Source organism: Comamonas sp. MYb396 (genome assembly GCF_037479555.1).
Classification (GTDB): domain Bacteria; phylum Pseudomonadota; class Gammaproteobacteria; order Burkholderiales; family Burkholderiaceae_C; genus Comamonas.
In genome coordinates this window covers 385350-408826 of the sequence record NZ_JBBGYU010000005.1, presented here as the reverse complement: position 1 = coordinate 408826, position 23477 = coordinate 385350, and the positions used below count along the sequence as shown (strand labels likewise).

General features: G+C 63.7%; 17 protein-coding genes and 1 tRNA gene. 10 read left to right on the top strand and 8 right to left on the bottom strand.

Features of this window, described 5'->3' with window-relative positions; genetic code table 11:
• The 8 genes from WH265_RS14405 to galU form a co-directional block, all read left to right on the top strand.
• Positions 1 to 649: uroporphyrinogen-III synthase (locus tag WH265_RS14405; RefSeq protein ID WP_339558714.1), on the top strand; the 649-nt coding region annotated here is incomplete at its 5' end.
• Positions 646 to 1785, top strand: coding sequence for a uroporphyrinogen-III C-methyltransferase (locus WH265_RS14400; RefSeq protein ID WP_339558713.1), 1140 nt, complete (start codon positions 646 to 648; stop codon positions 1783 to 1785). The genes WH265_RS14405 and WH265_RS14400, both read left to right, overlap by 4 nt.
• A 3-nt stretch (positions 1786 to 1788) precedes the next feature.
• Entirely contained in the window at positions 1789 to 3075 is a 1287-nt protein-coding gene (locus WH265_RS14395; protein WP_339520416.1) for a heme biosynthesis HemY N-terminal domain-containing protein, read from the top strand.
• A 294-nt stretch (positions 3076 to 3369) separates the two neighbouring features.
• A complete protein-coding gene (locus WH265_RS14390) occupies positions 3370 to 3933 on the top strand; it encodes a cytochrome b (RefSeq protein WP_312986945.1) in 564 nt (187 codons plus the stop codon).
• A 42-nt stretch (positions 3934 to 3975) separates the two neighbouring features.
• Positions 3976 to 4551 carry a YceI family protein gene (locus WH265_RS14385; RefSeq protein ID WP_021027208.1) on the top strand — a complete coding sequence of 192 codons (576 nt, stop codon included), beginning with the start codon at positions 3976 to 3978 and terminating at the stop codon, positions 4549 to 4551.
• Positions 4552 to 4604: 53 nt separating this feature from the next.
• Positions 4605 to 5180, top strand: a complete 576-nt coding sequence (locus tag WH265_RS14380) for a YceI family protein (RefSeq protein WP_312986944.1) — start codon at positions 4605 to 4607, stop codon at positions 5178 to 5180.
• A 231-nt stretch (positions 5181 to 5411) separates the two neighbouring features.
• A complete protein-coding gene (locus tag WH265_RS14375; RefSeq protein ID WP_339558712.1) occupies positions 5412 to 8315 on the top strand; it encodes a valine--tRNA ligase in 2904 nt (967 codons plus the stop codon).
• A 108-nt stretch (positions 8316 to 8423) separates the two neighbouring features.
• A complete protein-coding gene (gene galU, locus WH265_RS14370) occupies positions 8424 to 9311 on the top strand; it encodes a UTP--glucose-1-phosphate uridylyltransferase GalU (RefSeq protein WP_021025769.1) in 888 nt (295 codons plus the stop codon).
• A 74-nt stretch (positions 9312 to 9385) separates the two neighbouring features.
• On the opposite strand, the gene WH265_RS14365 is transcribed toward galU, so the two are convergent.
• From WH265_RS14365 to cysM, 3 genes are read right to left on the bottom strand one after another with little or no spacing between them, the layout of a single operon-like run.
• Positions 9386 to 9613, bottom strand: coding sequence for a sulfurtransferase TusA family protein (locus WH265_RS14365; protein WP_027010629.1), 228 nt, complete (start codon positions 9611 to 9613; stop codon positions 9386 to 9388).
• Positions 9614 to 9645: 32 nt separating this feature from the next.
• Complete coding sequence (locus WH265_RS14360) at positions 9646 to 10269, bottom strand: NUDIX hydrolase (RefSeq protein ID WP_339558711.1); 624 nt, start codon at positions 10267 to 10269, stop codon at positions 9646 to 9648.
• Between the two features lie 47 nt (positions 10270 to 10316).
• A complete protein-coding gene (cysM, locus tag WH265_RS14355) occupies positions 10317 to 11228 on the bottom strand; it encodes a cysteine synthase CysM (RefSeq protein WP_260719907.1) in 912 nt (303 codons plus the stop codon).
• Positions 11229 to 11265: 37 nt separating this feature from the next.
• Here cysM and WH265_RS14350 point away from each other — a divergent pair.
• A tRNA-Leu gene (locus WH265_RS14350) sits at positions 11266 to 11350 on the top strand.
• A 437-nt stretch (positions 11351 to 11787) separates the two neighbouring features.
• On the opposite strand, the gene WH265_RS14345 is transcribed toward WH265_RS14350, so the two are convergent.
• Positions 11788 to 13431 (bottom strand): DUF11 domain-containing protein, encoded by a 1644-nt coding sequence (locus WH265_RS14345; RefSeq protein WP_339558710.1) that lies wholly within the window; start codon positions 13429 to 13431, stop codon positions 11788 to 11790.
• Positions 13432 to 13815: 384 nt separating this feature from the next.
• The gene (locus WH265_RS14340; RefSeq protein WP_148293073.1) at positions 13816 to 14013 is read right to left on the bottom strand and encodes a hypothetical protein; all 198 of its coding nucleotides are present in this window, start codon (positions 14011 to 14013) and stop codon (positions 13816 to 13818) included.
• A gap of 614 nt (positions 14014 to 14627) precedes the next feature.
• Between WH265_RS14340 and WH265_RS14335 the strand changes: the two genes are divergently transcribed.
• A complete protein-coding gene (locus WH265_RS14335) occupies positions 14628 to 15707 on the top strand; it encodes a DNA/RNA non-specific endonuclease (RefSeq protein ID WP_021025764.1) in 1080 nt (359 codons plus the stop codon).
• 16 nt (positions 15708 to 15723) lie between these two features.
• Here the strand turns inward: WH265_RS14335 and WH265_RS14330 are convergent, their stop codons facing one another.
• From WH265_RS14330 to WH265_RS14320, 3 genes are read right to left on the bottom strand one after another with little or no spacing between them, the layout of a single operon-like run.
• Positions 15724 to 17166 (bottom strand): efflux transporter outer membrane subunit, encoded by a 1443-nt coding sequence (locus WH265_RS14330; protein ID WP_339558709.1) that lies wholly within the window; start codon positions 17164 to 17166, stop codon positions 15724 to 15726.
• Between the two features lie 6 nt (positions 17167 to 17172).
• Positions 17173 to 20364 (bottom strand): efflux RND transporter permease subunit, encoded by a 3192-nt coding sequence (locus tag WH265_RS14325; RefSeq protein ID WP_339558708.1) that lies wholly within the window; start codon positions 20362 to 20364, stop codon positions 17173 to 17175.
• Positions 20361 to 23471, bottom strand: a complete 3111-nt coding sequence (locus WH265_RS14320; RefSeq protein WP_339558707.1) for an efflux RND transporter permease subunit — start codon at positions 23469 to 23471, stop codon at positions 20361 to 20363. The genes WH265_RS14325 and WH265_RS14320 overlap by 4 nt, the downstream gene beginning before the upstream one ends.
• Positions 23472 to 23477 lie beyond the last annotated feature (6 nt).

Sequence of the window (23477 nt, the reverse complement as noted above, 5' to 3'; positions counted from 1 at the left end):
GGTGTGCGGGGCCCGCACCACGGGGCCCCGCTTTTTCCTGCCCCCGCCCGGGGGGCGGGCGCGGCCCCCCCCGCCGCGCTGGGCCCCCCAACCCGGGGGGGGGGGCCGGGGCCGGGCCACGGCACGCGCGGCCCAGGCGCTGGGCGTGCCCATCGATTTGATCGACCAACCCGCCACCGATGCCCCGCAGTTCGACTCCGAATCGCTGTGGACCGAGGTCGGCCCCCAGGCCGCAGCGATGGCGGCATCGGGCCAGCGCGTGCTGGTGGTGCGCGGCGCCAGCGCCGGCAGCGCGATCGACCAGCTGGTATCCGGCTCTGGCCGCGAATGGCTGGCGCGCCAGTTGCAAGCGGCTGGCGTGGGCGTGGATTTTGTCGGTGTCTACGAGCGCCGCGCGCCCGCCTGGACGCCAGCGCAACGGGCGTTGGCAGCACAAGCGCTGACGGACGGCAGCATCTGGCTGTTCAGCAGCTCCGAGGCGGTGATGCATTTAAGCAACAGATTCAGTGCCTCCGCATTGGCGCCTGCCCAGGCGCTCAGCACCCATGCACGCATCGCGCAGGCGACCCGCGCGGCAGGATTTGTCCACATTCAGCAGTGCCGGCCTTCGCTGGAAGACGTGGTGGCGTCGTTAGAATCTGCCCTATGACGCTGCCCGAGCACGCACCGAACCCCACGTCCCCCCACCCGGCCACCGCCTCCCACCAGGCCCACCCTGCGGGCAGCCGCATGCCGCAAGCCTGGGTCTGGACGTCGCTGGCGCTGGGCATTGCCGCCACCATTGCGATCATCAGCGCGGCCATGCTCTGGCAGCGGCTCAACAACATCCAGCAGCAGCTGGCGCTGCAAAGCGCCGACTCGCGCGGCCAGGCCGTGGAAGCGCGCACCCTCGCCCGCCAGGCCGAAGATGTCTCGCGCGACACCGCCTCGCGCATGTCGGTGATGGAGGCCCGCGTGGGCGAAGTCGCGCTGCAACGCGGCCAGCTCGAAGAGCTGGTGCAAAGCCTCTCGCGCAACCGCGATGACACCATGGTCGGCGATATCGAAAGCGCCGTGCGCTTTGCGATGCAGCAAAGCCAGCTGAGCGGCAGCCCCGACCCGCTGGTCAGCGCCCTCAAGATTGCACAGCAGCGCGTGACCGTCTCGGCCCAGCCGCGCCTGGCGCCGCTGCAACGCGCCATTGCCCGCGATCTGGACCGCATCGCCGCCAGCAAATCGCTGGACACCGCCGGCCTGCTGGCCCGCATGGATGACCTGCTGCGCCAGATCGATGATCTGCCGCTGCAAAACGATGTGCTCGACAAAAACGCCCGCCGCACGGCACCCGCCCGCAACCGGGGCAACCAGTCCGCCGCACCGGCTGCAGCGAGCACCCCTGCCGAGGCCGCAACGGACGACAGTGCCAGCCCCAGCTGGTGGCTGTCGGCGCTGTCCACCGCCTGGGGCGTGGTGCATGAGGAAGCCCGCAGCCTCGTGCGCGTGCGCCGCATCGACTACCCCGATGCAGTGCTGCTCTCGCCCACGCAGGCATTTTTTGTGCGCGAGAACCTCAAGCTGCGCATCCTGAACGCCCGCATGGCCTTGCTGGGCCGCCAGATGAATGCCTCGCGCAATGACCTGGCCGCTGCGGCTGACGCCGTGCACAAGTATTTCGATATCTCCTCGCGCCGAGGCCAGCAGGCCGCCCAGCAGCTCAACCAGCTCCAGCAGGCCATGCAGGATGTGGAAGTGCCACGCGCCAATGACACCCTGGCCGCATTGGCCACGGCGGCGGCAGGACGTTAAGCGATGAGAGCCGCACTTTGGTTGATCGGTCTGTTTGCCGTGGCCGTGGCCGCCGCGCTGTTTGCCGGCAGCAACCAGGGCAGCGTGACCCTGCACTGGCCGCCCTACCGCATCGATTTCTCGCTGAACATGGTCGTCGTGCTGCTGCTGCTGGCCTTTGTGCTGGTCTACGGCGCACTGCGCGGCGTCAGCGCCATGTTCGAGCTGCCGCGCCAGGCCAAGCGCTGGCGCATCCAGCAAAAAGAGCGCGCCATGCATGGCGCAGCACTGGATGCCGTGACCCAGTTGCAGGCCGGCCGCTTTGTGCGCGCCCGCAAGGCTGCGCTGTCGGCGCTGGCCCAGGAGCAGGCCTTGCAGGACAGCGGCGCCGCCATCCCCAACGGCCTGCAGCTGCGCGTGCTGGGCCATGTGCTGGCCGCCGAGAGCTCGCATGCGCTGCAGGACCAGGCCCAGCGCGACCAGCACTGGGAGCTGGCGATGCAGGAAGCGGCCACGCCCCAGGCCAAGAACCTGCCCGAACTGGCTGAAGGCACCCAGCTGCGCGCGGCCCAATGGGCGCTCGATGACCACAATGCCCACAGCGCGATCGAGCAACTCGCGCGCCTGCCCCAGGGTGCGGCGCGCCGCACCCTGGCGCTGCGCCTCAAGCTCAAGGCCGCGCGCCAGCTGCGCCAGGCCTTGACCGCGCTGGATACCGCCCGCCTGCTGGCCAAGCACCGTGCGTTTTCGGCCGCTGCGGCGCAGAGCATCATCAAGGGCCTGGCGACCGAGCTGATCAACGACGCCCACGACCCCGAGCAGCTGATGCAGGCCTGGCGCAACCTGGATGCGGCCGAGCGCAACCTGCCCGAAGTGGGCATCCATGCGGCGCGGCGCCTCCAGCAGCTGGGCGGCAACCCGCAGCAGATGCGCGAGTGGCTGCTGCCCGCCTGGGAGCGCTACACCACCAGCAACAACGGCCTGCCCAGCCTGCAGGCCGAACGGCTGGTGCGTGTGCTCGAAGACAGCATGGGCGCGCTCGACGCCAGCTGGCTGGCCCGCATCGAAGCGGCCCAGCAGCGCCGCCCCCATGACCCCTACCTGCAGTACCTGGCCGGCTGCGCCTGCCTCCAGCGCCAGCTCTGGGGCAAGGCCCAGCAGTGGCTGCAGCAGGCTGCCCCTTCGCTGCAAGAGGAATCGCTGCGCCGCCGCGCCTGGCAGCACCTGGCCCGGCAGGCCGAGTACCAGGGCGATGCCGCTGCGGCCGCCCAGGCCTGGAAGCAGGCAGCCCTCGCCGGCGAGCAAGCCTGAGGCAGACCCGGTCAGGCCCCGTTGCGCCCCGTATGGGGCGCCGCTGCCCCAGCACGGTATACAAGGCGATACAAAGTCCCGGCCCCCCGCTGTTGTATGCGTACCAGTGCGCAGCGCGGGTTTGCGCCTGCTCGGCATATGCTTATGTGCATTGGTTCTGGAACTCGCCACCAGACGATCGATCAATTCAATTAATTTGAACTTCGCCATCAATCAGGCTGAACTTCTACCGGTTGATCCGCTCCTACACTCGCTTCAAACAATACCGCTGGGCCTACCGCTGCAGCGTTTTTTATGGCTACCACGACGAATAACACCCGCTACACCGGCACGGCGATCGCACTGCACTGGATTTTGGCCCTGGCCCTGATTGGCATCTTTGCCTTCGGCCTGTACATGACCAGCCTGCCCTTCTCCCCCACCCGCCTCAAGTACTTCAACTGGCACAAATGGGCCGGTATGACGATCTTGATTTTGTCGGCCGTGCGTATCCTGTGGCGCTTCACCCACCGCCCGCCGGCGCTGCCCGAGGCCACCGCCCGCGCGATGCCCGCCTGGCAGCATGTGGCCCACCACGGCGTGCACCACCTGATGTATGCACTGTTCTTCGCGGTGCCGCTGGTGGGCTGGATCTACAGCTCGGCAGCGGGCTTTCCCATCGTGCTGTTTGGCGTGATGCCGCTGCCCGATCTGGTGAGCAAGAGCCCCGAGCTGGCGGAAGCCCTCAAGCCCTGGCATGCCTACCTCGCCTACACCTTGGCTGCGCTGGTGGTCATGCATGTGGCCGCACTGCTCAAGCATCAGCTGATCGACCGCGATGGCCTGCTCTCGCGCATGCTGCCCGGCCGCGCCTCTTGATTCGTACTGTTTTGCACTGTTTTTTTACTGGAGTCTGATCTGATGTCCAAGCTCTCCCCCTCCGCCCTGTTCGCTGCCGCCCTGACCGCAGCTGCCTTTGCCACCCCCGTGATGGCCCAGCAAGCGCTGGTGCCCGCGCAAAGCGCCGTCAACTTCGAAGCCAAGCAGATGGGCGTGCCGATCAAGGGCCACTTCCAGAAGTTCGATGCCAAGATCGCCTTCGACACGGCCAAGCCCGAGGCCAGCAAGATCCATTTCTCGGTCGATACCGGCAGCGCCACGATGGGCGTCAAGGAAACCGATGCCGAGCTGCCCAAGGCAGAATGGTTCAACGTCGCCAAGTTCCCACAAGCCACGTTTGACTCCACCGCCGTCAAGGCGCTGGGCGGCGGCAAGTACCAGGTCGATGGCACCTTGACGATCAAGGGCAATGTCCAGAAGGTCAGCCTGCCTGTCACCCTGACCCAGTCGGGCACGACCACCACCGCAGCGGGCACGCTGCCCTTGAAGCGCCTGACCTATGCCATCGGTGATGGCGACTGGAAGGACACCTCGATGGTGGCCGACGAAGTGCAGGTGCAGTTCAAGCTGGCCCTGACCGGTGTGGGCAAGATTTAAGCCACGTTTTTCCCTGTTCTCAGCTCTTTAACCCCTTTTTTAGGAGATTCCTGATGCGCACTTCCCTGTTGGCCCTGGCCGCTGCTTCCCTGTTCGCCGGTGCCGTGCACGCGGCTCCAGCCACCTACGCGATCGACCCGACGCATACCTTTGCGACCTTCGAGATCGACCACAACGGCGCCAGCACCAACCGTGCACGCTTTGACAAAAAAGAAGGCACCCTGACCCTGGACCGCGCTGGCAAGACCGGCTCGGTGGACATCAGCATCGACACCGCCTCGGTCAACTCCGGCACGCCCGCTTTTGACAAGCACCTGCAAAGCAAGGACATCTTCAACGTGGCCGAGCACCCCAAGGCCCGTTTCCAGTCCACCAAGTTCGTATTTGACGGCGACAAGCTCGCCTCCGTCGAAGGCAACCTGACCTTGCTGGGCAAGACCCAGCCCGTGACCTTCAAGGCCAGCAAGTTCAGCTGCTACCCCAACAAGATGCTGCAGGACCGCGAAGTCTGCGGTGGCGATTTCGAAACCACCTTTGACCGCACCGCCTTCGGCCTGGACTACGGTGTGAACTATGGCGCTGCCAAGAACGTGCGCCTGGTCGTGCAGATCGAAGCTGTGAAGCAGTAACCCAGCCGATACCCACGCTGAAATCCTCCGCACAGGAGTGCAGACTGCCAGTGGCCGATTGACGGCCCCTGGCAGTTTTTTTATGGCCTTCCCCCAGGGCAAGGCGGCGGCCAACGGCCGCACAAGCCCACGCGGGCCGGTCATGGCCGCAGGCGGGCTAAAATCAGCCTATTCTTTCCAAGCTATCCAACGGCATCTCGATCTGTGGTGCCGTTTTCCATTGATCACACCATGAGCGACACCAACAGCCAACCGATCTCCCAACCAGGTCTCGATAGCCTGTCCAAGTCTTTTGAGCCTGCGGCCATCGAGGCCCATTGGGGCCCGGAATGGGAAAAGCGCGGCTACGGCAACGCCGGTTATCGCGGCACCGGTGCGCCCAATGTGGAATCGGTTGCGGCGCAGCACAACTTCTCCATCCAGCTGCCGCCCCCCAATGTGACCGGCACCTTGCACATGGGCCATGCGTTCAACCAGACGATCATGGACTCGCTCACCCGCTACCACCGCATGAAGGGCTACAACACGGCCTGGATTCCGGGCACCGACCACGCTGGCATCGCCACCCAGATCGTCGTGGAGCGCCAGCTGCAAGCCGCCGGCCAAAGCCGCTATGACCTGGGCCGCGAGAACTTTGTCGCCAAGGTCTGGGAGTGGAAGGAGCAATCGGGCAACACCATCACCACGCAGATGCGCCGCATGGGCGATACGGTGGACTGGAGCCGCGAGTACTTCACGATGGACGACAAGCTCTCCAAGGTGGTGACCGAGACCTTCGTCAAGCTCTACCAGCAAGGCCTGATCTACCGTGGCAAGCGCCTGGTCAACTGGGACCCGGTGCTGCAATCGGCCGTGTCCGACCTGGAAGTGGAAAACCAGGAAAAGGACGGGTCGCTGTGGCACATTGCCTACCCGCTGACCAGCGGCGAAGGCCAGCTGGTGGTGGCCACCACCCGCCCCGAGACCATGCTGGGCGACGTCGCCGTGATGGTCCACCCCGAGGACACGCGCTACCAACACCTGATTGGCCAGACCGTGACCCTGCCGCTGGTGGGCCGCCAGATCCCGATCATTGCCGACGACTATGTGGACCGCGAGTTCGGCACCGGCGTGGTCAAGGTCACGCCCGCGCATGACCAGAACGACTACCAGGTGGGCCAGCGCCACAAGCTGCCAATGATTGTGGTGCTGACCCTGGAGGCCAAGATCAACGACGAGGCGCCCGAGAAATACCGCGGCATGGACCGCTTTGTCGCACGCAAGGCCATCGTGGCCGACCTCGAAGCCCAGGGCCTGCTGGTCGAGACCAAGAAGCACAAGCTGATGGTGCCCATCTGCGACCGTACCGGCCAGGTGATCGAGCCCATGCTGACCGACCAATGGTTCATCGCAATGAGCAAGGTCAGCGACCAGGATCCTACCGGCAAGAGCATTGCACAAAAGGCCATCGACGCCGTGGCCTCGGGCCAGGTGCAGTTTGTGCCTGAGAACTGGGTCAACACCTACAACCAGTGGATGAACAACATCCAGGACTGGTGCATTTCGCGCCAGCTGTGGTGGGGCCACCAGATTCCGGCCTGGTACGACGAAGAAGGCAACATCTATGTCGCTAAGAACGAGGCCGAAGCCCAGGCACAGGCGCCGGGCAAGGTACTGCGCCGCGACGCCGATGTGCTCGACACCTGGTACTCCTCGGCGATGGTGCCCTTCAGCACCATGGGCTGGCCCGAGCAAGGCGACGCCGCCGATGACGACTTCAACCTCTACCTGCCCTCGTCGGTGCTGGTGACCGGCTACGACATCATCTTCTTCTGGGTCGCCCGGATGATCATGATGACCACGCACTTCACCGGGCGCGTGCCGTTCAAGCATGTCTACATCCACGGCCTGGTGCGCGATGCGCAGGGCAAGAAGATGTCCAAGTCCGAAGGCAATGTGCTCGACCCCGTCGACCTGATCGATGGCATTGCACTGGAGCCGCTGCTGGACAAGCGCACCGTGGGCCTGCGCAAGCCGGAGACCGCGCCCCAGGTGCGCAAGAACACGCAAAAGGAATTCCCCGAAGGCATTCCCGCCTATGGCGCCGATGCGCTGCGCTTTACCTTTGCCGCGCTCGCGTCGCTGGGCCGCTCGATCAACTTTGATAGCAAGCGCTGCGAAGGCTACCGCAACTTCTGCAACAAGCTGTGGAACGCCTCGCGCTTTGTGCTGATGAACTGCGAAGGCCATGACTGCGGCCTGCTCGAGCACAGCAAGGACCAGTGCGCCACGGGCGACTACCTGCAATTCAGCCAGCCCGACCGCTGGATCGTCTCGCAGCTGCAAAAGGTCGAGGCCGAGGTGGCCAAGGGCTTTGCCGAATTCCGCCTGGACAACGTCGCCAACACCCTCTACGACTTTGTCTGGAACGAGTTCTGCGACTGGTACCTGGAAATCGCCAAGGTGCAGATCCAGACCGGCAACCCAGCCCAGCAGCGCGGCACCCGCCGCACGCTGATCCGCACCTTGGAGACCATCCTGCGCCTGGCCCACCCGATCATCCCGTTCGTGACCGAAGCGCTGTGGCAGAAGGTGGCGCCTGTGGCCGGCCGCGAAGGCGCATCGATTGCGATTGCCGCCTATCCGCAAGCCCAGCCCGAGAAGATCGACAACGCGGCCATCGCCTATGTGGAACGCATCAAGCAGATGGTGGACGCCTGCCGTGCGCTGCGCGGTGAGATGGCCGTCTCGCCCGCCCAGCGCCTGCCGCTGCTGACGGTGGCCGGCTCTGCCGATGGCGCCGCCTTCCTGCGCGCCAACGCCGATGTGCTCAAGAACCTGGCCAAGCTGAGCGAGGTCAAGGTGTTCGACGACGAAACCACCTGGGCGGCCGAGGCCCAGCATGCCCCCGTGTCGGTGGTGGGCGATGCGCGCCTGGCGCTGTTTGTCGAAGTGGATGTGGAGGCCGAGAAGCTGCGCCTGGGCAAGGAGATCAAGCGCCTCGAAGGCGAGATCACCAAGGCCAACGCCAAGCTGTCCAACGAAGCCTTCTGCGCCAAGGCCCCCGCTGCCGTGCTGGACCAGGAGAAAAAGCGCATGGCGGACTTTGGCGCATCGCTGAGCAAGCTGCAAGAGCAGCTCCAGCGCCTGGGCTGAATCGGCCGGGGCGGTGCAAAAATCAGCACATAATGCCCCTTGGCCCTGCACACAAAGGCGCAGCTTGCTGCGCCTTTGTCACATCCAAGTCCTAGAACCCGAGTATTTATGACTACACCGACCCGTGTCCGCAAAGCCGTTTTCCCAGTCGCTGGCCTGGGCACCCGCTTTTTGCCTGCCACCAAGGCATCGCCCAAGGAAATGCTGCCCGTCGTGGACAAGCCCCTGATCCAGTACGCGGTGGAAGAGGCCTACGAAGCCGGTATCCGGGACATGATCTTTGTTACCGGCCGCAGCAAGCGCGCCATCGAAGACCACTTCGACACCGCCTATGAGCTGGAAAACGAGCTGGAAAACGCCGGCAAGCAAGCCATGCTGGACCTGGTGCGCAGTGTGAGCCCCGATGACATGAATTGCCTGTTTGTGCGCCAGCCCCGCTCGCTGGGCCTGGGCCATGCGGTGCTCTGCGCCGAGCCACTGGTAGGCAACGAGCCTTTTGCCGTACTGCTGGCCGATGACTTGATGACCGGCGCGCCAGGCGGCCCGGGCGTGATGGCGCAGATGACGGCCGCCTTCTCCAAGCAAGGCCGCTCGCTGCTGGCCGTGCAGGAGGTGCCGCTGGAGCACACCAAGCGCTACGGCATCGTCAAGGGCGAGCCCGCAGGCGGCCCGCTGATGCGCATTGACGAGATCGTCGAAAAGCCCGCCCCGGAAAAAGCTCCCTCCCGCATGGGTGTAGCCGGCCGCTATGTGCTCACCCCCGGCATCTTTGACGAGATCCGCAACCAGCCCAAGGGCGTGGGCGGCGAGATCCAGCTGACCGATGCGATCGAGCGCCTGATGCACAGCGAGACGGTGTACGCCTACCAGTACAGCGGCAAGCGCTATGACTGCGGCAGCAAGGAAGGCTTTTTGCAGGCCACCGTGGAGCTGGCGCTGCAGCACCCCGATGTGGGCGATGATTTCCGCGCCTTTTTGAAGAACCTGCAGATCTGAATCTGCGCTGAAACTCGCACAAAACAAAGGCCTGCAGATGCAGGCCTTTGGTGTTTGAGCAGCGTGGGGAGCGCCTAGCGGCGGCGCAGAATATGGATGAACTCCTCACCCACCGTCTGCTGCTCCACCAGCTCATTGCCGGTCTGCTTGGCAAAGGCCTGAAAATCCCGGATCGAGCCGGTATCCGTCGCCACCACCTTGAGCAGCTGGCCGCTTTGCATGGTGGCCAAGGCCTTCTTGGCCTTCAAAATCGGCAGCGGGCAGTTCAGCCCCCGCGTATCCACTTCCTGGTCAATATCCATCGTGTTCATTCGTCGTTGATGCCAAGCAGGGCCTAGCCCAGGCGGGGTGCCACCACAAAGCGGGCATCCTCTTGCCAATAATTCACCGGCCATTTGGCCGGATCGGGCTCAGGGTTCTGGTTGGGGCGGAAGGCGCCAAAGCGCACCGACTCGCCCTTGCTTTTGACCCACTCGGCCATCGCGTAGCCGGTGCCGGAAGGCCAGCACAGCACATCCTGCGCCGTCTTCCACTGGTATTCCACCAGCTCGGGCGACAGGCGCACGTCATCGGGCTGGCCCGCCACGCGCACATGGTAGGCGATCAGCACCTGGTTCATGCGCAAAAACTCCCAGCAGCCAATCAGGCGCAGGGCCTGGGTCTGCAGGCCGGTCTCTTCCAGCACCTCGCGGGCAATGCCGGCCTCGGGCGATTCACCGGCTTCCATGAAGCCGGTGATCAGGCCAAACATGCCCGGCTGCCACAGCGCATTGCGCGCCAGCAGCACCTGGCCCTGGTCGTTCTCGACGACAGCGGCCAGCACGGGCGTGGGGTTGCCCCAGTGCGTCCAGCCGCAGGCGGGGCAGCGCAGTCGGCTGACATCGCCGCTGTCCTCGGCCATCACCTTCCATTGCAGCGCCGTGGCGCAGTTCACGCAAAATTTCGTTTCGTATTGCATAGGGCTTTCATGCCGGCAACCGAGCGCTCATCGCTCGGCGCGCGAGCTCAGGCGGGAAACACGCCGGTGGACAGATAGCGGTCCCCCCGGTCGCAGACGACAAACACAATGGTAGCGTTGCGTTCGCGGCGCGCAATTTCCTGAGCGACATGGCAGGCGCCTGCCGCAGAAATACCGGCAAAGATGCCTTCGTCACGGGCGAGGCTGCGGGCCATGTCCTCGGCATCGTTCTGGGTTACATAGACCATCTCGTCGACCGCGCTCGGATCATAGATCTTGGGCAGGTACTCTTCGGGCCACTTGCGGATGCCGGGGATGCGCGAGCCCTCGGTCGGCTGGGCGCCGATGATGCGCACGGCCGGGTTCTTTTCCTTCAAGTAGCGCGAGACGCCGGTGATGGTGCCGGTCGTGCCCATCGCACTGACAAAGTGGGTGATCTGGCCGCCGGTCTGCTCCCAGATCTCGGGGCCGGTGGTCTCGTAATGCGCGCGCGGATTGTCCGGGTTGGCAAACTGGTCCAGAACAATGCCCTTGCCCTCGGCGACCATCTTGTCGGCCAGATCGCGGGCATATTCCATGCCGCCGCTCTTGGGCGTCAGGATCAGCTGCGCGCCATAGGCCTTCATCGTCTGCGCGCGCTCGATGGACAGGTCCTCGGGCATGATCAGCACCATGCGGTAGCCCTTGATGGCCGCGGCCATCGCCAACGCAATACCGGTGTTGCCCGAGGTCGCCTCGATCAAGGTATCACCGGGCTTGATCTCGCCGCGCTCCTGCGCGCGCTGGATCATCGACACCGCCGGCCGGTCCTTGACCGAGCCGGCCGGGTTGTTGCCCTCGAGCTTGCCCAGCACCACATTGCCATGGGCTTCGTTGTAGTCGGCACCGATGCGCTGCAGGGCCACCAGGGGGGTCTTGCCAATCGCATCCTCAATCGTTGGGTATTTTTTGGAGCTCATTATTTGTGCCATAATTGCGAGCTGCGATACAGACACAGCCCGGGTGGTGAAATTGGTAGACGCAGGGGACTCAAAATCCCCCGCCGCAAGGCGTGCCGGTTCGATTCCGGCCCCGGGCACCACATTCAAAGCCGTTAAGTTTAAACAACTTAGCGGCTTTTTCTTTGTCTGGCGTGGGATGCTGCATGTCTAGGCGTTCGCGGTTGAAACCGATTGCGTTTGTTTAAAAACGATAGCAGCCGACATTCTAACCAGAGGGCAAGCCCCTTGTTGGGTTGGTGTTGGGGGTGCTTGGCATGCATCTGATTAAAGCATCGATGCATATCACATACGTCTTCAGGCTTTCGCCATCACCACCCGCAAAATTGCGGCTATCACCATCAGAGCACCCTGCAGCCATAAAAATTGCGGTGTGCATACGTTGGCATTGACCAGCTAGCCACTCCAGCACGAGCGAGAAAAAAGGCTGCATTGCCAAAGTTCCCACTCTGCACCACCAACGCAGCAAAAAGCCCTCACAAGGAGGGCTGGAACCAAATGAGATGGCGCGGGAGGCGGCTTATTTCTCAACCCTCATGCGCTGATCCCTCTTGCGTCGCCAGGCCAGCAAACCCAAGGACGCCGTCAGGGCCGCCAGCGCGCCCGCACCCAGGCCAGGCACGGCCTGCGCCACCGGGGGTGCAGCAGTGTAGCTGGGGCTCACGCTGGCAGAGCATCCGGTGCTGGCCGCGCACTCCCCACCGATGCCAGGGTTGACCGTAGCCGTGTTGTCCAGAGAAGCCAGGCCTGTTACGGTGCCCTTCAACGTAAACACCAGGCTGGAGTTGCCTGGCAAATCAAAGCTAGTGCCTGGCGCTGCTGGCACAGGACAGACCGCAGCACCAGCGGCGGCAGCACAGCTCCACACCGGAGTCGAGATACCAGCAGGCAGCGGATCCGCCAACATCAAGCCTGTCGCATTGGCAGTCCATTCGTTCGTAACCGTGATGGCGTACTGCACCGTCTGCCCCGGCTGGTAGCTTGCTTGATCCGCTGTTTTGGTGATGCTGATGGGAGAAGTCGACGAGGCGGTATAGGGCGGAGTGACCGTCGCTGAGCAGCCCGTCGTGGCAGAACACACGCCACCGGTGCCAGGGCTGATCGTTGCGGTGTTGTCCAGACTGGCACGGCCCATGACCGTGCCTGACAAGCTGAACACCAGGCTGGATTGCGCAGGCAAGTCAAACACCACATTGGAGGTGACAGGGCTAGGACACACTGCCGTGCCCGCGCCTGCCGAGCAGGTCCACACCGGGTTGGCCACACCGGCAGGCACTGCATCTGCCAAGCTCAGGCCAGTAGCAGCTACCAAGCCTTGGCTTGTTACCGTTACGCTGTAGTTGATGGTTTCGCCCGGCACATAGCTGGCCTTGTCTGCCGTCTTAGTCACACTGATCGGTGATACTGAACAGACCGACTCCCCGGCAGTGCGGGCACGCGCCAGAAAGCCTGCGGCCCATCCGGTATCTGCCGTCGTAAATACGAGGGTATTGAGGCCAGCGACCCAGCCACTGTTCAGCGTGGTGTAAACCCCGCCGCCAAACCCGCCCCCTGAAAACGGAGCAACCGCAACGCCATTGACATAGGCCGCCTTGACCACGTCATCGCCCATGTATTCCATCTCGATGCGCAGGGCAGACGGCGGCACTTCGGGCGACAGGTTGAACTGGACCCGGTAGTGGTTGTTGAATGGCGTCGAACTAGGATTGGGACGCGGCCACCAGTTGCCCGGCGACGACTGATTGTTTGCTCCACCCACGCCCGTGAAGCCGGGACTGAGCCACTGTGCATCACCAAAAATAGCCCAGCTTCCGTCTACCGTCCCCGTCGTCCGGCCCTGCACCCAATTGGCGCCGTTAGGCGGGGGCGTTTGTGGCGAATTGGTGAGCTCCTGAAACTGGCTCCAAATGGGATCCTGCTGGAAAGTACCCAGCTTCGCTCCATTCAGAGCGCCGGTGTTGAGTTCGGAGACAAGGCTGGAGCACGATAGCGTCGGCACCGTCGTTTGCGCAAAAGAAGACAGCGCGCAGGCCGCAGCCGCAAAGGCCAAAAGTTGCTTTTTCATTGCCGTGGGTGAGATAGAAGAATGGGATTCGGGGGATTTCGCAACGGGACAGAACAACCACCACATCGCAGGCACTTGGACCAGCCATGAAAGAAACACATTGTCACACTTGTAGTCAAAAAGTGTTATATAAAGTTTCTTTTACGATTGAATATTTCTAAGCTATTTGCTTATAAGGGTGCCTGCTCCCCCTCAGGAAGGCGGGGACGCGGACGGTCGCTCAAAGTGTTCAAGCCGTTGCCGCACAACGAACGACCGTTGTGCCTCCGAGAGGGGATGCCTATTTGGTCGCAAGACGCTTGCATCCAGCGCCGCTGATGACCAGCGCATGTCCATTGTCGAACCCCACGAAGCCAGATAGCCAAGATGGCATTGACCGACCGCGCAAACCATCTCCAGAGGCGGAAAACCAGATGGAGCCCCATGGCAGTTGACCATGCGATTATTGGGATCGTCCCCCACAATCATCCAATACCATGGCGATTATTCATCCCCACCCGATTTACCACGCCCGCCCATTTGCTCGTCATAAAACTGGCCCAGGCCCAGGCTGCCCACATCGCGGCGCAAATGGATATCGTAGATAAAAATCTTGTTGAATACCCGGTCCAGCCGCACATACTGGTAGGTCGCCACCGTGGTTTCATTGACCACCAGCTTGATGGGATCCGTTCGGTACACGCCAAAATGGCTGGTGGGCTTGAGTTTTATCTTCGAAAACGGCTCTGACGACAAATACACGTAGACAGGGGTGTACATTGAGTAAATATTGTCTTTGCGAATTAGGGGCAGCAAATACCATTACCACCCATTACCTGCGCCACCATCAAAAATTCCGCACTGGGTTCTCCCCCAGCGCGGACGATAAATGATGAAACGGCTACAGCGATTAACTCTGCGCTAACACTTAGCTATAATTGATAGCTATATGATATTCGATTAAATCTATTTGTGGTTAACAACAACTATCAGTTTGCAGTTGTTTGCCATTCGTGTGAAATCTGTTTTAAGGGGGATGCAGCAGCCGCCGCAGACCACTTGGTTGGCGCACCAGCCCCGGTGGCGCAGGGGCAGCTGTGCCAGTTGCGCTTCTACAGCGCAATATTTGCCATATTTTTATACAGCCCTATGCTTGGCGGCCTTCAGCACCATATAGCCACAACGCATTCATTACACTAGATAGTTAGCTTAAAAATTCATAGCAATTTCAGGCAACAGGTAGCAATTTGAGCCACAATACGGCAGTTGTCTTGCTGTGCTGGCTGAAGGTCGGCATGCCCCGGTTGTCGTAGTTCATGGCCTGCCCTCCTCCCCGTTCCGCCAAGCGCCCCGCCAAAAAGAAGAAAGCATCCAAGTCCGCCGCCGGCCTGCTGCGCGGTTTTTTGCGCGGCATGGTGGGCAAAGGGGCGATTGCCGCCTACAGCGCGGTCGCGGCCATCGCGTCGGCCGCCTATGTGCCGCAACTCGACCATATCCGCCAATGGGCTGTCAGCCATAGCACCCAGTGGCTGCAGCAGCTGCCACCGGTGCAAACGGTGCAGCACTGGGTGGAAGAGGTCCAGTCCACCGCTGCAGACTGGCAAAGCCGCTTTCTAGAAATTGCCCGGCAAAGCCGGGGCGCTGCGTCAGATGCCGGGCACGCCAACGCGCCTTCCTCAGCCGCCACCACCCCGCCCCCCTCCAGCCAGGCGGGCAGCGAAAGGGGCAGCCAGGGCTTTGCCGACTGTGCCGAGCAGTTGCCCGCCAGCGCGCCGCTCAGTGCTGCCAGTGTGGGGCGCAACTGGATGCCCGTCACCCTGTGCTCGACCGGCTTTGCGGTGCTGTATTCGGGGCTGTCCAAAACGCCGATCGTCACGGTAGAGCGCTTGAGCCGCCAGCGGCTGCAAGGCGCAGCGGGCTTGCAGCGCACCGACCACTTTTATGCCGATGCACGCCTGCGCGCGGCCTACAAGGCCGAGCTGTCCGATTACCAGGCCAGCGGCTATGACCGAGGCCATATGGCGCCAGCAGCGGACCAGAGCACCACCACCGGCATGGCGCAGTCCTTTGCGCTGTCCAACATGGTGCCGCAGGACCCGACGCACAACCGCCAGGTCTGGTCCAAGCTCGAAGCGGATGTGCGCAAGTACGCCAAGCGCGCCAGCGGCAATGTCTTTGTCTATACCGGGCCCTTGTTTGAGGGCCAGACCCCCACCATTGGCCGCAACCAGGTCTGGGTGCCCAGCCATTTGTACAAGCTGGTGTTTGATGAGCAGCAGCAGCGCGCCTGGGCCTGGGTGCTGCCCAACCGGGGCGATGCGCAGCTGGGCGCGCCGATGAGCTATGCGCAATTTGTGCAGCGGACGGGGCGCAATTTTCTGCCCCATCTGCACTGAACCCTTTGGCTGAGCTTTAGGCGCCCGGCTTCATCCAATCGGCATGCCAGCCGCCCCCCAGCTCCTGGATGAGTTGGGCCGCTGCCAGCTGCTGGTTCAGCTGCAGCTGGATCAAGGACCGGCGCGCCGACAGCGCAGTCGCCTGGGCGGTGACCACATCGGTGTAAGGCACCTGGCCTTCCTTGTAGCGGTTGAGCATCTGCTGCTCGACCTTCTCCGCCGAATCCAGGCTTTGCTGCAGCAGTGGCTTTTGGGCATTGAGCGCCGCCACATTGCTCAGCACATCCTCGACCGCCTGGAACGCCGCCAGCACCGACTGGCGGTAGCTGGCAGTGCGGGCCGCATGCGCGGCGCGGGCCGAATCGACCTGCGCGGTGGTGGCGCCGGCGTTGAAGATGCTCTGGCTCAGCGATGCACCCAGCGACCACAGCAGGCCCGAGGCGCTGAACAGGTTGCCCAGGTTGGAACCCGAACGGTTGAGCGAGCCGCTCAGGCCCAGGCTCGGGTAATAAGCCGCCTGGGCCACGCCGATCTGGGCATTGGCCGCAGCCACTGCACGCTCGGCAGCGGCAATATCGGGCCGGCGCTCCAGCAGGGTCGAGGGCACCACGCCCGGAATCTCGGGCACAGTCACGTTCCAGGCGGCCGGCGGCAGGTCAAACTGCGCCGGCACCTGGCCCGTCAGCACGGCAATCGCATGCTCATAGGTCTGGCGCGACTGGCGCAGGGATTCCACACTGGCCTGGGTCGTCGTCAAGGTGGTCTGCGCCTGCAGCACCGCGGTGCGCGCCTCCACCCCCACGTCGTAGCGGTTCTGGGCAATCAGCAGGCTGCGCTGGTAACCCTCGATCGATTGCAGCAGGATCTGCATCTCGGCATCGGCCTCACGCAAGCGGAAATAATTCTGCACCAGGCTGCCCACGGCCGACAGGCGCGCAGCGGCCAGATCGGCTTCGCTCGCCTGGGCGCTGCTTTGGGCAGCGCTCACCGATTCGCGCAGGCGGCCCCACAGGTCTGCATCCCAGGCGGCGCTGAGGCCCAGCGAGGCACTGCCATTGCTGCTGGACTGGCTGCCGCCCTGGCGTGTCTGGCCCAGGCTGCCACTGACGGTCGGCAGCAAGCCGGCCTGCTCCACGCGCAACGCGGCCTGGGCTTGCTGCACGGCAGCTGCGGCCGCGGCAATGTTCTGGTTGTGCACCTGCACCTGCGCGGCGAGCTGGTTGAGCGGCTCGTCTGCGAACAGCGTCCACCAGTCGCCCCGGTCCACCGCATCGTTGGGCTGGGCGCTTTGCCACAGCGCGCCCGCTTCCTTGAAGCTGGCAGGTGCTGGGGTGGCGCGCACCTGGTAGACGGGGGCCACCGAGCAGGCGCTCAAGAGCCCGGCGCAGCACAGCGCCAGCGCCAGGCTGCGCAACAGGGGGAGGCGAGAAGGCTTGGAAAGATCAAGAGAAGGCGTCATGGCGTATCAGTGTTCCAGAGTGGGCATGCCGTCGCTCGAGGCACGGCCCAGGTCACGCTCGTTGGGTGCGCGGCGGCGCAGCTTGTCCATCAGCACATAGACCACGGGGGTGGTGACCAGGGTCAGCAATTGGCTGGCCAGCAGGCCGCCAATGATGGCGATGCCCAGCGGTTGGCGCAGCTCCGAGCCCTGGCCAAAGCCAATGGCCAGCGGCAAGGCACCCAGCGCGGCAGCCAAGGTGGTCATCAGGATGGGGCGAAAGCGCAGCAGGCAGGCTTCGCGCACCGCGTCAATCGCGGACAGCCCCCGCGACCGCTCGGCCTCCAGCGCAAAATCGATGATCAAGATGGCGTTTTTCTTCACGATGCCAATGAGCAAGAACACCCCGATGAGCGCAATCACCGTGAACTGCATGTCAAACAGCATCAGCGCAATCACCGCGCCCACCCCCGCCGATGGCAGGGTGGACAGCACCGTGATCGGGTGCACCAGGCTTTCATAGAGCATGCCCAGCACAATGTAGATCACGACAATCGCGGCCAGGATCAGGTAGAGCTGCTGGTTCTGCGACTTCTGAAAGCTCAGCGCCGTGCCCTGGAAGCTGCCGCGCACATTGATCGGCATGGCGATATCGGCCTCGGCCTGGGCAATCACCTGCTGGGCCTCGCTCAGCGCCACGCCTGCGTCCAGGTTGAACGATATCGTTGTCGACAGCTCGCCGTCCTGGTGGTTCACGCTGGTGGGCGCGGGGCGCTCTAGCACCTTGGCAAAGCTCGACAGCGGCACCATGGTGGCCACGCTGGTGCTGATCACGCTGCCGGTCGATGCACTGCGCAGCGCCGGGTTGGCCGCGGTGCCCTCGGTGCCGCTCAGGTTCGATGGCACATAGATATCCTGCAACGCTGGTGGCCCGCGCGTGTATTCGGGCGCCCATTCCATGATCACCGAGTACTGGTTCAGATCGCTGTAGATGGTGGCCACCGAGCGCTGGCCAAAGGCGTTGTAGAGCGCATTGTTGATGGACTTGGCATTCACCCCCAGGCGTGCTGCAGCCTGTTTGTCCACCTCCACATAGACTTCCACGCCGCTGTCGGACTGGTCGGTGTCCACATCCTGCAGCAAGGGCTCTTGCTTGAGCCGCTCGGCCAAGCGCGTGGCCCATTTCTTCATGTCGGCGGTGTTGTCGCTCTTGAGGGTGTACTGGTAGGTCGAGTTCGACGAGCGCCCGCCCATGCGCAAGTCCTGCACCGGGTTCAGAAACACGCGCAGACCGGTGATCTGCGACAGCTGCGGACGCAGCCTTGCCACCACCTGCAGGCTGGTCACATCGCGCTCGCTGACCGGCTTGAGGTTGATGAACACAAAGCCGCCGCCCGAGCGGCTGCCGCCGGCAAAGCCCACCACCGTGTCGATGGCCGGGTCCTGCTGGATGATGGCCAGCGCCTCCTTGAGCTTGCCGGCCATCGCGGTCGACGAGATGCTCTGGTCTGCGCGCAGGCCGCCGGCGAGCTGGCCGTTGTCCTGCTGCGGGAAAAAGCCCTTTTGCACATGCAGGAACAGATAACCATTCATGCCGATGACGATCACCAGGATCAGCATCACCACCGCCTTGGCATGCAAGGCCCAGTCGAGGCAGCGTTCGTAGACGCGCAGCATCCAGTCATAGCCGCTTTCCAGCGCGCGGGCAAAGCGGCCGCGCGGTGCCGTCTCGATGGCATCCTCATTGCGCAGAAACCAGGCGCACATCATCGGCGTCGTGGTCAGCGAGATGACCAGCGAGATCATCACCGCGACCGACAAGGTCACGGCGAACTCCTTGAACAAACGGCCGATCTGCCCTTCCATGAACAGCAGCGGAATGAACACCGCCACCAGGGACAGGCTGATCGACAGCACGGTAAAGCCCACTTCGCGCGCGCCCTGCAGCGCGGCGGCCATCTTGTCCATGCCCTGCTCGATATGGCGGCTGGTGTTCTCCAGCACCACAATCGCGTCATCCACGACAAAACCGGTGGCGACCGTCAGCGCCATCAGGCTGAGGTTGTTGAGGCTATAGCCCAGCAGGTACATCACGCCAAAGGTGCCCAGCAGCGAAACGACGGTAGCTACCGCCGGAATCACCGTGGCGCGCGCCTTGCGGATAAAGGCGCCCACCACCAGCACCACCAGGATCACCGAGACCATCAAGGTGGTCTCGATCTCGCGCAGCGACGAGCGGATCGAGTTGGTGCTGTCGCTGGCCACCTGGATCTTCACATCCTTGGGCAGCTGGGCCTGCAGCTCGGGCAGGAGCTTGCGCACGTTGTCCACGGTGTTGATGATATTGGCACCGGGCTGGCGCGTGATCAGCACCAGGATGGCGGGCTGGCCGTTGAACAGGCCCATGGTGTAGACATTGGCTGGCCCGTCGATGACCCGCGCCACATCACCCAGCCGGACGGCCGCATTGTCGCGCCAGCCCACCACCAGGCCCTGGTACCAGCTGGCCTTGCGCTCGGGCGCGGGGGTGTAGATCTGCAGGCGATTGCCGCCACTCTCGATGGCGCCCTTGGGCCGGTTGGCATTGGCGGCCTGGATGGCCGCACGCACATCCTCGGTCGCAATACCGTAGTGGCTCAGCGCCTGGGGCAGCAGCTCGACCCGCACCGCCGGCAAGGAGCCGCCGCCGATTTCCACATCACCCACGCCATCGACCTGCGAGATGCGCTGGCTCACCACGTTGGAGACCTCGTCATACAGCTCGCCGGGCGTGCGCGTGGGCGAGGTCATCGCCAAGATGATGATCGGCGAATCCGAGGGGTTCATCTTGCGGTAGGTGGGGTTGCTGCGCAGGTCAGACGGCAGATCGGTGCGCGCGGCATTGATGGCCGCCTGCACCTCGCGCGCGGCGCCATTGATGTCGCGGTTGAGGTCAAACTGCAAGGTCACATTGGCCGAGCCAGTCGAGCTGCGCGAGGTCATCTCGTTGACCCCGGCAATCACACCCAGGTGGCGCTCCAGCGGCGTGGCCACGCTCGAGGCCATGTTCTCCGGGCTCGCACCCGAGAGGCTGGCCGTGACCGAGATCACCGGGTAGTCCACCTGCGGCAGCGGCGCCACCGGCAGCGCAAAGAACGCGGCAATGCCCGCCAGTGCCATGCCAATGGTCAGCAGGACCGTTGCGACCGGGCGTTTGACAAAGGGCTGGGACAGGTTCATGCCTGCACCTCGGCATGGCTTCCATCCGCCGTACCGGCTTGGCGGCGGCCAAAGCGGGCACCCAGGCGGTCAAACACCAGGTAGATCACCGGCGTGGTGAACAAGGTCAGCAACTGGCTGAGCATCAGCCCGCCAAAAATGGCCAGGCCCAGCGGGCGGCGCAGCTCGGCGCCCTCGCCCCAGCCAAACATCAGCGGCAGCGCGGCAAACAAGGCGGCCAGGGTCGTCATCAAGATGGGCCGAAAGCGCAGCAGCGCGGCCTGGTGGATGGCCTCTTGCGGGCCCATGCCCTGGTTGCGCTCGGCATCGATCGCAAAGTCGATCATCATGATCGCGTTCTTCTTGACGATGCCAATGAGCAAGATGATGCCGATGATGCCGATCACGCCCAGGTCGTTGCCGCTGATCATCAGCGCCAGCAAGGCGCCCACGCCAGCAGACGGCAAGGTGGACAAAATGGTCATCGGGTGCACATAGCTCTCGTACAGCACGCCCAGCACGATGTAGACGCAGATGAGCGCTGCCAGAATCAAGACCAGCTGGCTGGTGAGCGAGTTCTGGTAGGCGGCCGCAGCGCCGAGGAACTCCATGGTCAGCGACGCGGGCATGCCAATATCCTTGGCCGCCTGCTTGATGGCATCGACCGCATGGCCCAGCGACACGCCGGGCGCGGTGTCAAAGCCCAGGGTGGCGGCCGGGTACTGCGACACGCGCGTCACCTGCAGCGGTGCCATCTGCTCCTCGATCTTGGCAATCGCCGACAGCGGCGTCGCGCCCGTGCTGCTGGCATTGATCGCCAGGTTGCCCAAGGTCTGCACGCTGTTGAGCTGCTCTTGCTGCGCCTCCAGAATCACGCGGTACTGATTGGTCTCGGTAAAGATGGTCGAGACAATGCGTTGGCCAAAGGCACTGTAGAGGCTGTCATCAATGCTGCTGGCGCTGATGCCCAGGCGCGATGCGGTATCGCGGTCCACATTCACATAAGCCGACAGGCCCTTGCGCCCGGCGTCGCTGGTGGCATTGCGCACCTGAGCCACATTCTGCAACTGGCTGACGAGCTTTTGCGTCCAGTCATTGACCTGGTCGGTGTTCACGCCGCCAATCGAGAGGCGGTATTCGGTGGGACCGGTTTGCGAGTCGATGGTCAGGTCCTGCGAGGGCTGCAGAAAAATGCGCACCCCTGCCACCTGGCTCACCCGCTCGCGCAGGCGCTGCATCACCTCGTCCTGCGCATCATGCGGCCGGGTCAGGTTGATCGACAGGCTGCCGGTGTTGAGCATGGTGTTGTTGGCGGCATCCACCCCCACCACCGAGCTGACCGAGGCGACATCCTTGTCCTGCAGAATGGCGCTCACGGCCTGCTGCTGCAGGTTGCTCATGCGGGCAAAGGACACTTCTTGCGCCGCCTCGATCTGCGCTTGGAGCTGGCCGGTGTCCTGCGTCGGGAACAGGCCCTTGGGAATGGCCAGGTAGAGCAGGCCCGTCAGCACCACGGTGGCCACGGCCACGACCAGGGTCAGCGCCTGGTGGCGAAACACCCAGTGCAGGCCCCGGTCGTAGTGGTGGATCACCTTGTCAAAACCGCGCTGCACCGATCTGGCCCAGCCGCGCGTGTGCGCGCTGGTGTCTTCTTGCTTGAGCCAGCGCGCCGACATCATCGGCACCAGGGTGAGCGAGACCACTGCCGAGATCAGGATGGTGATGGCCAAGGTCACCGCAAACTCGCGGAACAGGCGCCCGACGATATCGCCCATGAAGAGCAGCGGAATCAGCACCGCGATCAGCGACACCGTCAGCGAGATGATGGTGAAGCCGATCTGCGCCGCGCCCTTCAAGGCAGCGGCCATCGGCGTCTCGCCCTCTTCGATGTAGCGCGCAATGTTCTCGATCATCACAATCGCATCGTCGACGACAAAGCCGGTGGCAATGGTGAGCGCCATCAGGCTCAGGTTGTTCAGGCTGTAGCCCAGCAGGTACATGGCCCCGCAGCTGCCGATCAGCGAGATGGGTACGGCCAGGCTTGCAATGACAGTGGCACGCAGGCTGTGCAGGAAGAAGAAGATCACCAGCACCACCATCACCACGGCCAGCGCCAGCTCCATCTGCACATGCTCGACCGAGGCGCGGATGCCGGTGGTGCGGTCGGTCAGCACCTTGACCTCGACCGAGGCGGGCAAGGAGGCGGTGAGCTCGGGCAGGCGCTGCTTGATCGCGTCTACCGTGGCAATCACATTGGCGCCGGGCTGGCGCTGCACGTTCAAGATGATCGCGGGTGTCTCATCGACCCAGGCGGCGAGCCGGTCGTTCTCGGCGCTCGCCACCACGCGCGCCACATCCTTCATCAGCACCGGGGCGCCGTCCTTCCAGGACACCACCAGGTTCATGTAGTCGGCAGCAGTCAGCAGCTGGTCATTGCTGTTGATCGAGTAGGAGCGCTTGGGGCCATCAAAACTGCCCTTGGCGGTGTTGGAGTTGGCATTGCTGATGGCAGTGCGCAGGCTGCTCAAGGTGATGCCATTGGCCGCCAGCGCCTGGGTGTTGGCCTGGATGCGCATCGCAGGCTTTTGCCCGCCTTCCAGGCTGACCAGTCCCACGCCGGTGACTTGGCTGATCTTCTGCGCCAGGCGGGTGTTGACGATGTTCTGCACCTCGGTGAGCGGCAGCTCCTTGGAGGTGATGGCCAGGCTCATCACCGGCGTGTCGGCCGGGTTGACCTTGGCATAGATCGGGGGTGCGGGCAGATCGGCCGGCAGCAATGCACTGCTGGCGTTGATCGCCGCCTGCACCTCTTGCTCGGCCACATCCAGCGACAAGCCCAGCTGGAACTGCAAGGTCACAATCGACACGCCCGCTGCGCTGGTCGATGCCATGCGGTCCAGGCCGGACATCTGGCCGAGCTGGCGCTCGAGCGGCGCGCTCACCGTGCGGCTCATCACCTCGGGGCTGGCCCCCGGGTACAAGGTCTGCACCTGGATCGTCGGGTAATCCACCTCGGGCAGCGCCGACAAGGGCAGCAGCCGAAAGCCCACCAGACCGGTCAGCACGATGGCCAGCATCAGCAAGGCCGTCGCTACCGGCCGCTGGATAAAGGGACGGGAAGGACTCATCGCTCA

Coding starts and splice junctions, on each gene's coding strand:
- WH265_RS14400 (WP_339558713.1), top strand. CDS start 646: ATGACGCTGCCCGAGCACGCACCGAACCCCACGTCCCCCCACCCGGCC.
- WH265_RS14395 (WP_339520416.1), top strand. CDS start 1,789: ATGAGAGCCGCACTTTGGTTGATCGGTCTGTTTGCCGTGGCCGTGGCC.
- WH265_RS14390 (WP_312986945.1), top strand. CDS start 3,370: ATGGCTACCACGACGAATAACACCCGCTACACCGGCACGGCGATCGCA.
- WH265_RS14385 (WP_021027208.1), top strand. CDS start 3,976: ATGTCCAAGCTCTCCCCCTCCGCCCTGTTCGCTGCCGCCCTGACCGCA.
- WH265_RS14380 (WP_312986944.1), top strand. CDS start 4,605: ATGCGCACTTCCCTGTTGGCCCTGGCCGCTGCTTCCCTGTTCGCCGGT.
- WH265_RS14375 (WP_339558712.1), top strand. CDS start 5,412: ATGAGCGACACCAACAGCCAACCGATCTCCCAACCAGGTCTCGATAGC.
- galU (WP_021025769.1), top strand. CDS start 8,424: ATGACTACACCGACCCGTGTCCGCAAAGCCGTTTTCCCAGTCGCTGGC.
- WH265_RS14365 (WP_027010629.1), bottom strand. CDS start 9,613: ATGGATATTGACCAGGAAGTGGATACGCGGGGGCTGAACTGCCCGCTG.
- WH265_RS14360 (WP_339558711.1), bottom strand. CDS start 10,269: ATGCAATACGAAACGAAATTTTGCGTGAACTGCGCCACGGCGCTGCAA.
- cysM (WP_260719907.1), bottom strand. CDS start 11,228: ATGAGCTCCAAAAAATACCCAACGATTGAGGATGCGATTGGCAAGACC.
- WH265_RS14335 (WP_021025764.1), top strand. CDS start 14,628: ATGGCCTGCCCTCCTCCCCGTTCCGCCAAGCGCCCCGCCAAAAAGAAG.
- WH265_RS14330 (WP_339558709.1), bottom strand. CDS start 17,166: ATGACGCCTTCTCTTGATCTTTCCAAGCCTTCTCGCCTCCCCCTGTTG.
- WH265_RS14325 (WP_339558708.1), bottom strand. CDS start 20,364: ATGAACCTGTCCCAGCCCTTTGTCAAACGCCCGGTCGCAACGGTCCTG.
- WH265_RS14320 (WP_339558707.1), bottom strand. CDS start 23,471: ATGAGTCCTTCCCGTCCCTTTATCCAGCGGCCGGTAGCGACGGCCTTG.